The 13,175-nt window shown below is 40.1% G+C and carries 9 protein-coding genes; 5 read left to right on the top strand and 4 right to left on the bottom strand.

What is annotated here, in order from left to right; all coding sequences use genetic code 11:
- Nucleotides 1-145 precede the first annotated feature (145 nt).
- Together DCO56_RS17790 and DCO56_RS17785 are read right to left on the bottom strand one after the other, a co-directional pair.
- Nucleotides 146-1,537, bottom strand: a complete 1,392-nt coding sequence (locus tag DCO56_RS17790) for an APC family permease (RefSeq protein WP_245935866.1) — start codon at nt 1,535-1,537, stop codon at nt 146-148.
- Nucleotides 1,538-1,767: 230 nt separating this feature from the next.
- The gene (locus tag DCO56_RS17785) at nt 1,768-4,779 is read right to left on the bottom strand and encodes a glycosyltransferase family 117 protein (RefSeq protein ID WP_108635066.1); all 3,012 of its coding nucleotides are present in this window, start codon (nt 4,777-4,779) and stop codon (nt 1,768-1,770) included.
- Between the two features lie 799 nt (nt 4,780-5,578).
- Here DCO56_RS17785 and DCO56_RS17765 point away from each other — a divergent pair.
- From DCO56_RS17765 to pth, 3 genes are all read left to right on the top strand, one after another.
- Nucleotides 5,579-6,535 (top strand): ribose-phosphate pyrophosphokinase, encoded by a 957-nt coding sequence (locus tag DCO56_RS17765; protein ID WP_108635065.1) that lies wholly within the window; start codon nt 5,579-5,581, stop codon nt 6,533-6,535.
- A 167-nt stretch (nt 6,536-6,702) separates the two neighbouring features.
- On the top strand, nt 6,703-7,299 hold the full coding sequence (locus DCO56_RS17760) for a 50S ribosomal protein L25 (protein WP_104383968.1): 597 nt from the start codon (nt 6,703-6,705) through the stop codon (nt 7,297-7,299).
- 80 nt (nt 7,300-7,379) lie between these two features.
- Nucleotides 7,380-7,943, top strand: a complete 564-nt coding sequence (gene pth, locus DCO56_RS17755) for an aminoacyl-tRNA hydrolase (protein ID WP_075994222.1) — start codon at nt 7,380-7,382, stop codon at nt 7,941-7,943.
- Between the two features lie 48 nt (nt 7,944-7,991).
- On the opposite strand, the gene DCO56_RS17750 is transcribed toward pth, so the two are convergent.
- Together DCO56_RS17750 and DCO56_RS17745 are read right to left on the bottom strand one after the other, a co-directional pair.
- Nucleotides 7,992-10,073 carry a M56 family metallopeptidase gene (locus tag DCO56_RS17750; protein ID WP_108635064.1) on the bottom strand — a complete coding sequence of 694 codons (2,082 nt, stop codon included), beginning with the start codon at nt 10,071-10,073 and terminating at the stop codon, nt 7,992-7,994.
- A gap of 4 nt (nt 10,074-10,077) precedes the next feature.
- Nucleotides 10,078-10,440 carry a BlaI/MecI/CopY family transcriptional regulator gene (locus DCO56_RS17745; RefSeq protein WP_104383965.1) on the bottom strand — a complete coding sequence of 121 codons (363 nt, stop codon included), beginning with the start codon at nt 10,438-10,440 and terminating at the stop codon, nt 10,078-10,080.
- Nucleotides 10,441-10,788: 348 nt separating this feature from the next.
- On the opposite strand from DCO56_RS17745, the gene DCO56_RS17740 reads away from it, so the two are divergent.
- Nucleotides 10,789-12,159, top strand: coding sequence for a hypothetical protein (locus tag DCO56_RS17740; protein WP_108635063.1), 1,371 nt, complete (start codon nt 10,789-10,791; stop codon nt 12,157-12,159).
- Between the two features lie 5 nt (nt 12,160-12,164).
- Nucleotides 12,165-13,172, top strand: a complete 1,008-nt coding sequence (locus DCO56_RS17735) for an SPFH domain-containing protein (RefSeq protein WP_108635062.1) — start codon at nt 12,165-12,167, stop codon at nt 13,170-13,172.
- Nucleotides 13,173-13,175 lie beyond the last annotated feature (3 nt).

Below are 13,175 nucleotides of genomic sequence, written 5' to 3'. Positions count from 1 at the left end.
TAAAACAACCGCTCATCAAAGCAGATAAACGAGCTCATTGACATTCTTTATGGCACCACACGGCACATATCAGTTCCGAGGGTGCCCAGCTTTCTCGCCCATATCACCTATCCGGTATAAAAAACACCGAAGCGATACACCTGTTTTAGTCATTTTTCTTATTGCCTCGTGCAAAAAAATATACAGGCAGCCCTATCAATACCAGTATAAAACCCGGCCAGGTATACTGCGGCTTGTAGATGATTAACAGTAGGCAAAATACCGTACCAATAAGTAGGTAGATGATTGGTGTAAAAGGGAATAAAAATGTTTTGTAGGAACGGGCCAACTCAGGTTTACGGATACGCTGAATAATAACGCCCAGTACCGTAATCATATAAAAGATGACAATAACGAAAGAGATCATATCCAATAGATTGCCATACTGGCCACTTAAACAGAGCAAGGAGGCCCAGATCCCCTGTAACCATAATGAGCGGGCAGGCACATCATATTTGTTGTTGGGGATAGCCTGTTTTAAGAATAAACCATCTTTGGCCATGGTCTGAAAAACCCGTGCTCCGGACAGCGCAAGACCATTGACACAGCCAAATGTTGATATCATCACCAAGATGGCCATCGCTATTGTACCGGTATGTCCCAACATCTTTTCAGCAGCAGCAATTGCGACCCGATCATTGGTGGCAAAAGCGATCTCTTCACGGCTCAGCGCAGAAAGATAGATGTAGTTACAACAGATGTATAAAAGCATAACAAGGCTGGTTCCGATGACGAGCGCCCGCACCACATTACGCTGAGGGTTCACAATCTCACCCGACACAAAGGTCACATTTTCCCAGGCAACACTACTAAAGACCGACCCCACCATAGCCGCTGCCAGCGCCCCCATTAAAGCGCCACCGGAAATTCCCATCCAACCCTCACCTTTCAAATTCTGAAAAGCCTCCCAGCTGTACGCCATATTCTCCGAAAAATGATTTTCTTTGATCAAGAACAGGCCGCCGACGATCAATAGAACCAATGCAATAATTTTTGCTGAAGTAAAAAAAGACTGCACAGACTTGCCGCTCTTAATCCCGCGCGTATTGATATAGGTTAGCAAGAGAATCACGCCCATCGCCAGTATCTGTATCCAGGTAATCTTAAACTCACCGCGTTGAAAAAGCGGTGCAGCATCGTTCAGTTGCGGAATCAAATAGGCGGTAAACTTACCAAAAGCAACCGCAACAGCTGCTATCGTACCCGTTTGAATAACCGTAAATAAGCTCCAACCATACAAAAAGCCAATCGGTTTTCCGAACACTTCGGTGAGATAAGTATATTGTCCACCAGCTTTGGGATACATTGAGGATAGCTCACCGTAACAAATAGCTGCCGCAACAGTCGCGACAGCAGTCAGTAACCATACAATTGCCAACCAGTATCCTGAGCCCAGTTGCCGCATCATATCACTCGACACAATAAAGATCCCACTTCCGATCATCGAGCCCATGACCAGCATAATCGCATCCCACAATTTCAGTTGACGTTTCATCATAATATCAGGTTGGTTTTTATGCCGTTAAGCTAAGAAAAAATAATCAAAAAACCTTCATGCATTCACAAGCACCAAAAGCAATGAAACCGACTGAAGATTCTTGCTGACCAATAAGAAATACACTTTTAGAAAAAGAAGAGCTGCCCTCAGCTACATCCTATTCAAAAGATTATTATTTGAACAGGTGCAGCCTAGGGCAGCTCCTTCTGATTGAACGATGGTGTGAAAGATTATTCTACACCATATTGTTGTTTATACGATTTTTCCAGTTCAGTCACCTGTTGCAGCAATTGTTTTTCCGAAGTGGAAGCCAATATACTTTTATAAGCACCCAGAGCCCGTAAAGCCGTCCCGATATTGGAATATTCCAGTTCAGCTTTTGTTTGAGCGATATCCTGATACCAGCGCATATTCTGCGTCATAAATTTCAGATTACGATTGACAATCTCATTTGCACGTTTATTTTCACCGGTTTCATACAATACATTAATGATTGGAATATAGCCCAATACATCACGCATCAAGTACACACGTTTCGGCATTTTCTCATAAGTCTCAACGGCTACTTTACGCGCTTCATCTTTATGGCCTTCCATCATTAACTGTGTTGCCGTTCCGCCCATCACTGTATTGGTGATCATGGTGATCATGCGGTAGGATTCAGGATCTAAATAAGAAGCATTCGCCATATTACCCCATTGATATTTTGTTGTAATATCCTTAAAAGCAGACTGTGTATCCACTAAAGTTCCTTCAGATCCCGCAGGAGTCGCAATAGGCATTAAACGTAAAGCAAAACCCTCCTGTACCAGATATTTATCCAATCCAAGGTAGTTATCATTTGGAACGGTCGCCGCAAAATAAATCGGACGCTTCCAGTTATTGTTCACCAGAACATTTAGGATCGACAGTTCCGCTCTTGACACGTAGTTTCGATTATACGTCCATGTCATGGTATCGACAATAGATTCCTTCCATGCTTTGGGAACCACATTATTTTTCAGCACAGCATCCTTGTTTACCGGAAGGCTAAAATTTTTGGTCGGTAAAAAGTTTTCAAATTTACCACCACGCAATTCTAATTTGTTTTTTTGGTCATCAGACAATAAGATCTGCATCACCAGATCAAGATCTACGTGACCGGGTACTTTCATATCTTGATAATAAAGCACCTCACGGACACCTTTTTTGAACTTTTCGTCATCAATATTGATTGGCAGTCCATCCGCTTGGTTCACCTTTTGTTTCATCTGACGCATATACCAGTCAGAACTCAACAAGCTCAGGTTGACCACCCTTACATCGGGACGATAATTTTCAACTTCTTGCACATACCATAATGGATACGTATCGTTGTCACCATAGGTGAATAAAATGGCATTGGGTGCACAGGAAGCCAGGTAGTTTTTGGCTAAGTCACGTGCGGTTGTTTTCTCCGAACGATCGTGATCATCCCAGTTTTGGAATCCCAGTAATACTGGAGCCCCCAGTAAACAGGCCGCTGTCGCTACCCCTGCAGCCATCTTCCCATCCACCTTTTTACTTAAATAATCCGCAATAGCGAATACGCCCAAGCCGATCCATATCGCAAAGGCGTAGAATGATCCCGCATAGGCATAATCACGCTCACGTGGCTGCAATGGGCTTTGATTCAAGTATAAGACAATAGCTAGACCTGTAAAGAAAAACAGTAATCCTACGATTCCGGCATCACGTTGTCTTCGGCCAAAGTGCCAAAATGCGCCGATCAAGCCTATGATTAGCGGCAAGAAATAGTATTTATTATTTGAAGGATCAGTTTTCAACGAATCCGGAATGGCATTTTGTCCACCCACATGCATCTGATCAACAGGTTTAGCACCGGAGATCCAGTTCCCTTCTGTAAAAGACCCCTGTCCTTGCTGATCATTCTGACGGCCGGCAAAGTTCCAAAGGAAATAACGGCCGTACATGTGTCCGATCTGATAGCTGAAGAAGAATTTCAGATTATCCCCAAATGTAGGCGATTGTCCTTCTGGGATCTTTAAGTAATCACGATAATATCCATCATGTCCATCGCGGTTGCTATAAACACGGGGAAAGAACATCGTCTTATCGTATTTATAATTCATGCCATTCTCTACTTTCGTATATTTATCACTATCTTTTCGATAAGTATAAGTTGCCTCAGCATCCACTACTTGAGCATCGAAAGTCGGCCCGTTTAGAAGTGGCTCACTCGTATATTGCTCACGGCCCAAATAACTTACAAAAGAAAAGGCATTGTCCGGATCACTATTATTTAAGGTCGGATTCGCTTTGGCGCGTACCATGATCATCGCAAACGAGCTATAACCAAAGATGATAAATGCGGTACTGATCAGGATCAGGTTCAACATCGGTTTTGCTTTTTTGATCGAGTACCAGATACCATAAACAAAAAGAGCGATGAGCAATATAAAAAACAGATTAAATCCAGTACCGAAGCCCATGCCCAGACTATTCACAAAGAATAAATCAAAGTAAGCGGCAGCTTTGACAGTGTATTGGATAATACCCCATAAAATCAGGGCCAGCACAACAACACCGATCAGGAATGCTTTGGTTGCTCCCGAAGAAGTCACGGTTTTTGAGCGTTTAAAATAAATGACCAAAGCAATGGCCGGAATCACAAGAAGATTCAATAAGTGCACCCCGATTGACAAGCCCATCACATAGGCGATAAAGATCAGCCAACGGTCAGCACCAGGCTCATCAGCATGATTTTCCCATTTTAAGATCCCCCAAAATACAACAGCGGTACAAAGCGAGGACATGGCATACACCTCAGATTCAACAGCGGAAAACCAAAATGTATCCGTGAACGCATAAGCCAATGCACCGACAGCACCTGAACCAAATATTTTGATCAAGTCCGTTGCGGTATAGGACTCGCCGACTCCTTTTGCAACGACTTTCTTTGCCAGTGCTGTGATCGTCCAGAACAAAAACAGAATCGTCAGACCACTACAAACAGCAGATCCCACATTCATCCAAAAAGCGATCCGTGTGACATCACCTCCCGCAAGATTGGAGAAGATGTTTTGAATCATTAAGAATAATGGTGCTCCCGGCTGGTGCACAATTTGAAGTTTAAAGGCTGAGGCAATAAACTCACCACAGTCCCACCAACTCGTCGATCGTTCGGCAGTCATGACATATGCTACTGTTGCAATGAGCGCACATATCCATCCTAAAAGATTGTTGATTTTAGTATAGTTCATAAAATGATAACTGTAAAAGTATTATAATACGGCTCGAAAATAAGGATAAGTTAATAAGAAATGAACTTTATTCTGATTTTTTAACACATATTAATTGAAAATTTTCATTACGCGACGCAATATTGGCTGTAAAGAAAGCAGAACAAAGCCATTGATAAGCTGGAGCAGGCCAAAATCTAAGCTAAAAAACAGCAAGTATGTCTTAAATTTTCGGGCAAAACAAAAATTATTTATTTGAAAATCAAGCCCAATGCACTTTACAACACATTTTTATTTGCAGAAATAGGAATAGTCCGTATATTTGCATCATCAAATGTGAACGACATCATCACGATAACGAACACAATTGAATTGTTTGTCCGATAGTATAAGGGTAGTACGACAGTTTTTGGTTCTGTTTGTCTTGGTTCGAATCCAGGTCGGACAACAAACAATAGAAAAGGCTTGCAATCGCAAGCCTTTTCTGCGTTATATGCAAGGCTTATTATTTATGAAAGGGTTTAGATTTTTTTTAATTTGAATTTTGATTTTTAAAACAAATCTCTATCTTTGCGTCGTCAAAAAGAAAAAGACGGAAACGTTGACTTTTTAGAGACATTGTCCGATAGTATAAGGGTAGTACGACAGTTTTTGGTTCTGTTTGTCTTGGTTCGAATCCAGGTCGGACAACTTTTAAAGTTAAGAGTATATGGATTGTGCAAACAATCCATTTTTTTTAATGTTTAACTTTAAAAAATATTAGGGAATAAAAATATTGAATAAACGACAATACAATAACCCAACATAAATATACAAAACCATGCCTTTGCAATTCAACACGGTTAAACTATTTGCAGGTTCTGGCACTACAGAACTGGCTGAAAAAATCGCACAATCTTACGGGAAACCTCTAGGAGACAAAACATTATCGCGTTTTAGCGACGGTGAGATTCAACCATTCTACAATGAATCTGTACGTGGAGCCGATGTATTTATCATCCAATCTACCAACCAACCTACCGACAATCTTTTTGAATTATTGTTGATGACAGATGCTGCAAAGAGAGCCTCAGCGCACTACATTACAGCGGTAGTCCCCTATTTCGGTTTCGCAAGACAAGATCGAAAAGACAAACCAAGAGTTGCCATTGGCGCAAAAATGATTGCCAATCTGTTGACAGCAGCTGGAATTCACCGTATCATGACAATGGATTTACATGCCGCACAAATCCAAGGTTTTTTCGATATCCCTGTTGATCACCTCGATGGCTCCATTATTTTTGTTCCCTACATCAAATCCCTAAAACTCCCTAACTTGACAATTGCATCACCGGATATGGGTGGGTCATACAGAGCGCGTACTTTTGCTAAATTCTTCAATGCAGAAGTGATCATCTGTGACAAACGCCGTAAACGTGCAAATGAAATTGAATCAATGTCTATCATTGGTGATGTAACGGATCAGGATGTTGTATTGATCGACGATATCTGTGACACAGCCGGCACACTTTCAAAAGCTGCGGCTTTGATCATGGAAAATGGTGCGAGATCCGTAAGAGCGGTCTGTACACACGCGGTGTTATCCGGCAAAGCTTATGAAACAATTGAAAACTCCGTGTTATCAGAAATGATCGTAACAGATACCATTCAATTGGATCCAGAAAAAGCAAAACAATCCACAAAAATTAAAGTATTGTCTACAGCTGATCTGTTTGCAAAAGCAATCACCAGCGTCAACCAACATACATCTATCTCTGATTTATTTGACGTCGAATAGACTTTTTTAGTATAGCGTATTGAGATATTAGTATTTAGACTCTGGTATGGTAAGCCTTCGGCTGAAATACTGGAGTCTTTTTCTTTCCCCCTCAATATCAGCAGTTTTTTTTGATAATACCAAAATTTAAATTATCTTTGCACCTCAAAATTTATAAAAATTAAAAGATGAAATCAATTGCTATTAGCGGTTCTGTAAGACAGAACGTAGGGAAAAGAGATGCAAAAGAATTACGTTACCAAGGTTTAGTACCGGCAGTACTTTACGGAGGTAAAGAACAAACTGCTCTTTCTGTATCCGCAGCTGATTTGAAACCAGTTCTTTACACTGCTGACGTTGTAATCGTAGAATTAAACGTTGACGGTCAAACAAAAAGAGCTATCGTTCAAGACGCACAATTCCACCCATTGACAGACCTAGTTACTCACGTTGACTTTTTAGAATTATTTGATGACAAAGAAGTGTCTTTAAATATTCCTATCAAATTAACAGGAACATCTCCAGGTGTTAAAATGGGGGGTAAATTAGTTCAAAAATTACGCAATTTACGCGTAAAAGCATTACCTGCTAACTTGCCACAAGAAATTGAAGTACCAATGGAATCTTTAGAAGTTGGTAAATCATACCGTGTAGCTCAAGTTCAATTGGACAACGCAAAAGTATTGAACAATGCTGACGATACAATCGTATCCGTTATCATGTCACGTGCATTGCGTCAAGCTGAACAAGAAGCAGCTAAAGCAGCTAAAGGTGGTAAAAAATAATCTGAACAAGATTCTTAAAATACTACAGAAAGCACCGAAATTCGGTGCTTTTTTGTTTATTAAATTTTTATTTTTGCGTCATGAATTATCTTATCGTTGGATTGGGAAATATCGGTAGTGAATATGCCGATACGCGGCACAATATTGGTTTTATGGTTGCCGACGAGCTCGTTAAACAAGCTGGCGCTAGTTTCTCCCTGTTAAAATTAGCCTATTATAGCGAATTTAAACAGCGAGGGCACAATGTAACCGTCATCAAGCCGACTACCTATATGAACCTCAGTGGCAAAGCCGTCAATTATTATATGCAGCAATGTAAAGTACCTATCCAGAATGTACTGGTGATCGTTGACGATCTGGCCATTCCCTTCGGTTCTTTACGTATGAAGCCTAAAGGCAGCAGTGCTGGCCACAATGGACTTAAGTCCATCGAGCAACTTTGTGGGGGACAGGTATACCCTCGCCTACGTTTTGGTATCGGAGATAATTATCCCAAAGGCAGACAGGTGGACTATGTCCTTGGTCCCTTCGATAAAGAAGAACAGGCGGAACTTCCGGCTTTAATTGATCATTCTGTCAAAATGATCCAAAGCTTTGTCAATATTGGCATTGAGTTGACGATGACGAACCTCAATACAAAATAAAAGGGACCGCAGTCCCTTTTATTTTATTCTATCAGAAAATAATGATTATTACCCTTTGTCCCTTGCTGTCGCAGCGCGATTTCGTTCTTTATCAAGTTCAGTATTGATTATTTTCTTTATCTTTCCATCCAGTGGTTCCCCATCTCCCTTCCCATCATTCAATTCCCCCGCTTTTTTCTTTGTGGTTATGAGAATAACACCATTCGACCCTGCTGTACCATAAAGAGTCTGTGCACTTTGATTTTTAAGAATTTCGATGGACGCAATATCTCCGGATTTCAGATCATTGCGGTCTTTAGATTGCACCTGGCCATCAACAACAAACAACGGTTTTTCTTTTCCCGATAGACCACGGATCCGGATGCCATTAATATTCTTAAGTTCTTCCTCTACCTTCGCAGATGTTGTCGTTCGCGCCACAAATTTCGCGGTTTTCCCCGGGCTATCACTTTGGGCAGCTTTTCCTTCAAACGTTATTGTTTTAGCATCATTCCCCTTATTACCCTTTTTATACCCCACTACCGTAATTACCCGATCATCAGGGCTATTTTCCGATTTGGGTATGTGTGACGTTTTATCTACTTTATCTGGATTTTCCTTTGCCCATTTTTTTGTAGTCACTTCAATAACACCATTTTTCCCTTCTTCACCATATTTTGCCCAAGCAGAGCCATCCTTAATAACATGAATACTTTCAATATTATTTTGATCCATATCTCTCATTTCCCCCGAATTTATTCGTGCACCATCAACCACATACAGAATATTAGCAGGATACTTGATCACTGCGGCCTTAGCTTTACTAACGGAGTCCTGTCTGACAAAGAGACCTGTCACTTTTCCTTGAAGTTTGCCAGTACTACTTTCTGTTTTGGTAGTGATCAACAAGACACCATTTTCACCCTTCTCACCATAGATTGCTGTAGCAGATTTATCTTTTAATACTGATATTGATTCAATCCGCTCTGGAGCAATTGCATCTAGTTCTTCTTTACTAATAACTTCCCCATCCACCACAAACAGCGGATTACCAGTCGCATCAGAAGCGCCTTTGATTTTCAAAGAACCAATCTGACCGCTCCATACGGTAGTGCCCTTCGACCGGCGAGTTGTATCTATCTTAATCGTATCCGTACCGTAGGCTTCCTTGAGTACTTTTCCCGCTTCACTGACCATCTTGACCGATAGTGGATCACCCTGCTGTGAACCTGCAGCTAATTTCAAAAGCGTAGTCTCATTTGCCTTTTCAACGACATCTTCGATATTACCCTCCGCTTTGCTTACGGTAAATGCAGCTCCCGTTAGTAAAAATATAGGCAAAAGAAAGGCATATTTACTCAGTTCTATCTTGGATGACCTCTTCTTATTCATCATCATAATGCGACGTTTTAATAGTTTAAAATTAAATTGATTGCTCAACCCGATTGAAGTGCCCTTTTTGGACACATTCAACAGGCTATATTGGTAAGTCTGTTTGTCAATTCCTTTATTGAGCACCTGTTGATCAGTCAGAAACTCCAAATTTTGGCGAATGGCTCTGCGCATGAACCAGACGAAAGGATTGTACCAACAGCTCACCAATATGATTTCAAACAGTAAAATATCCAAGCTGTGAAGGCCTTTCACATGAATATCCTCATGCTTAAAAATATCTTTCAGTTCAGCATCCATATGCTGTCCCTTATTGACATAAATTTTATTCAAAAACGAAAATGGCACAATAGGGATAAACACATTCCTAAAAAAATACGTCTTCCACTGATCGGCTTTGGAATGCAGATGAACCCTTAAGAGGCTGAATAACTGGAAAACAAATTTCAACAATAGAAATGCCGCACCCAACATAAAAACGAACTCTACCAACCCACCCAGCGTCAACCGTTCCTGCATATCCTGTTCTTCCATATAAAATGAAATCTGCTCACCCACCAGCCCCACGTCTAATCCACCTCGTACAAAAAGCGATTTTAAATCCAAAAACGGATATATAAAAGCAAATAATCCACCTGTTAAAAAGTATGCTCTATTCAATGAATAGAAAGTTAAGCCTTTCAATAGCCCAACATACCCCAAGTAGATGATGCTCAACAGCAGATTGACTTGTATAATATAGGTCAGCAGATTTTCCATCGTATTAAGATTTGTTATTTTTAATCATATCCATAATCTCCTTGAGCTCGTCCTCGGTTAGCTTCTCCTCTTTCACGAAAAAAGAAACCATCTCTTTATAAGAATTTTTGAAATAATCACCTACAAAAGAGTTCATAAATTTCGCCTTATAATCCTGCTCACTGACCATAGGTTCGTAACGTTTTGCATTGGCATAACGCACAGCTTTCACAAAGTCCTTGCGCTCCAAATTTTTTACAGTTGAAGCTAAAGTTGTATAAGGCATCTTCTCCCCTTTAATGTTATCTAGAATCTCTTTGATAAAACCTCCATTTAGGCTCCAGATAGATTGCATTGCCTGTTCCTCTTGTGCTGTTAACTTTTCCATATCTAAATTCTTTCTTTACTAATCTTTCACTAATCTACGAATTATTCGTAAATACCAAAAATATTTTACATTTTTTAATTGTATCCTCGTCAACAACATCTAAAGCCCCGATTCTTTGTAACGTTACAATATGAATCAATATTTGACATATTTAAAATCAATCCTATCGAATATAAGATGACTGGCCGAAAATTTGTTATACCTTGTTTTTTATTTTAACTTTCGACTGTATATTATTTTATTTTCGCTACTTGACCGGCAGTATTATGATGAAATCATACATGCCTTTCTGTGCTAGAAATGAAACTTTAAACAGGAGTAATTCAAAACAAATACAACAAAATATAAATGGCTAAAAGCATCAAAGCGATCAAATGCCCGCATTGTGGCAGCATAAAAGTCAGCACAATACGTCCCGACTATTACAAATGTGATAGTTGCGGAACCGAGTTTTTTTTAGATAGTGATGACATCAACATCAATCACAATTACAACTACCCACGCAACAATACCGATCAATATAAAGCTATCCGAATCGTATTGTTTGCTGTTGTGGGCTTTATTGCACTCATGTTCATTATTGGTGTATTGAGTTCTATATTCTCTAAAAAATCAGAACCAAATTATTCGACTTACAGTTCGTCCAACACTGCAGAGAAAAAAGAAGAAGCCGAACCGCTGGAGTGGAATTACGCAAGCAATACATTATTTCTGGACAAAGATAACTCTCCACACGTCGTCGTCGTGGGCAATGTCGGAACTTCCAGGAACCGATTTGATGAAGGCAAAGACAACAAAGTATATATCGGATTATTTGACCCCAAAACTGGCAAAAAGGAATGGGTAAAGCAGCTGATGGAAACTCCCGTCGAGTTATCAAGTAGCGACGTTAATTTACAGGTATTTGAAGACCAAAACCTTTACATCATCATCAAATCCAAGTATATCTATCAATTGGACAAAAATAGTCTAACCTACAAAAGTGTCCTTGAAAATTACGTCAAAGATGCTCCGGCACTCAGCACCGGCATTGCCAAAGTTGAATTTAAATACGAAGATTATGGTTCTGCCTATCAGATTATGAACAATGAAGGGCAAAATATCGCCTATTACCCTTTAATCAATAAATCAATACCGGATAAGCAGCTTTACGATGAACGGAGAAAAAAACTCCCTAATCCAACGACAAAAACGGAATTCACTTTTTCAAGTAAATCCAGCTCCTATCCAGAGGAAAAAATTCAGTTAATTCAATACACGTATTACTATCAATATGGCTACCCCAAAGATAGCCCCCGCTTTTCCTGGGATAAAGATTTTGGTGGATCGGGTATTTTTACCGACCGCGATCCCTACAAAAAGGTACTGATCAATCCATGGCAAATTAAGGGAGCTCGTCTGATTAGTTTTAAAGACTTTACACCAGGTCGGCTCTATTTTCAACCTGTCGTGGTTGCTCAGAATGACAAAACGCTTCTGATCGCGTACAAACCAACACCTGCGGAAGATGATCCGCTACAGATCCAGCTATTGGATATATCGACCGGTGCGATACAGAAAACAGTCGCCACAGACCTTAAATCCATTTATGGAAATGGCTGTCTACTCAAAGACGGTTTTATTGTAAAAGGTTCGAGCGACTATTACTATTTTGATAATAGTGGAAAACAAATCAATAAATTCGAAGGGTATAATCCCAAATTCGACACATTAAATTAAATATTATGGGACTATTCAATCTTTTTAACAACCAATTATCCGAGGTCATTGAGTGGAAAAATCAAGACCCTCGTGTATTATGGTATAAATTTCCTTCCGAAAGGAATGAAATTAAGAATTCCAGTAAACTTATTCTTGCCCCGGGACAGGGCTGTATCCTTGTCTATGAAGGAAAAGGCGAAAACCTCCTTACGGAGGCAGGTACCTATAATTTAAAAACGGATAACCATCCTTTCTTCACCACATTAGCGCGATTAAGACAAAATTTCGAGTCAGAGCATAAGCTTTATATTTATTTCTTCCGTACGGCCGCCATTGTCAATCAATCCTGGGGAACGGGAAACCCGATCAAATATATTGACCCGCAATATAATCTGCCCGTGGAAATAGGCTTGAACGGTACTTTTTCTTACGTCATCAAAGAACCGGTACATTTCTATAAAAATATCGTCGCCAATCAAGACACAGTTAGCACGGCAGCCATTCAAGATATTATTAACAACCGGATTCCACAACAGATTGTCGCACAGATTGCACAGAAGAAATTAGGTTATAACGAAATCGATAGTCAGCTGCCTATTTTGTCCACGGACATCAAAACAGCGGTTGAACAGGATTTTAAAGATCTTGGTTTAGAAATTACAGATTTTAAGATCTTGGGAACCCAATTTGACTCAAACACACAACGTCGAATTGGTGAAATTGCTGACTTGACGACACAAAATCAAGCTGCACAGCAAGCAGGTTTGAGTTATGTGGAATTGGAAAAATTACGCGCACTCCGGGATGCCGCTAAAAATGAAGGTGGACTGGCAGGTATTGGTGCACAACTTGGTGTGGGCATGGAGCTGGGCAAACAATTTGATCTACAAAAAGAAGAGATCAAAGACAATATACAAGCAGAAGGAGATTTTGTCGAAAAACTGCAAAAACTACAATTGCTACTGCGCGAAAACATTATTACACAGGACGAATTCGACGCGCTCAAAAAACAGATTCTTAACAAAATATAACCC

It is taken from the genome of Sphingobacterium athyrii (assembly GCF_003071065.1).
Classification (GTDB): Bacteria; Bacteroidota; Bacteroidia; order Sphingobacteriales; family Sphingobacteriaceae; genus Sphingobacterium; species Sphingobacterium athyrii.
The sequence above is the reverse complement of the archived record's forward strand: the minus strand, read 5'-3'. Positions and strand labels throughout refer to the sequence as shown.

Excerpts from the sequence above, each read along its gene's own strand:
- DCO56_RS17790 (WP_245935866.1), bottom strand. The coding sequence starts at position 1,537 with ATGATGAAACGTCAACTGAAATTGTGGGATGCGATTATGCTGGTCATG.
- DCO56_RS17740 (WP_108635063.1), top strand. The coding sequence starts at position 10,789 with ATGGCTAAAAGCATCAAAGCGATCAAATGCCCGCATTGTGGCAGCATA.
- DCO56_RS17750 (WP_108635064.1), bottom strand. The coding sequence starts at position 10,073 with ATGGAAAATCTGCTGACCTATATTATACAAGTCAATCTGCTGTTGAGC.
- DCO56_RS17760 (WP_104383968.1), top strand. The coding sequence starts at position 6,703 with ATGAAATCAATTGCTATTAGCGGTTCTGTAAGACAGAACGTAGGGAAA.
- DCO56_RS17785 (WP_108635066.1), bottom strand. The coding sequence starts at position 4,779 with ATGAACTATACTAAAATCAACAATCTTTTAGGATGGATATGTGCGCTC.
- DCO56_RS17735 (WP_108635062.1), top strand. The coding sequence starts at position 12,165 with ATGGGACTATTCAATCTTTTTAACAACCAATTATCCGAGGTCATTGAG.
- DCO56_RS17765 (WP_108635065.1), top strand. The coding sequence starts at position 5,579 with ATGCCTTTGCAATTCAACACGGTTAAACTATTTGCAGGTTCTGGCACT.
- DCO56_RS17745 (WP_104383965.1), bottom strand. The coding sequence starts at position 10,440 with ATGGAAAAGTTAACAGCACAAGAGGAACAGGCAATGCAATCTATCTGG.
- pth (WP_075994222.1), top strand. The coding sequence starts at position 7,380 with ATGAATTATCTTATCGTTGGATTGGGAAATATCGGTAGTGAATATGCC.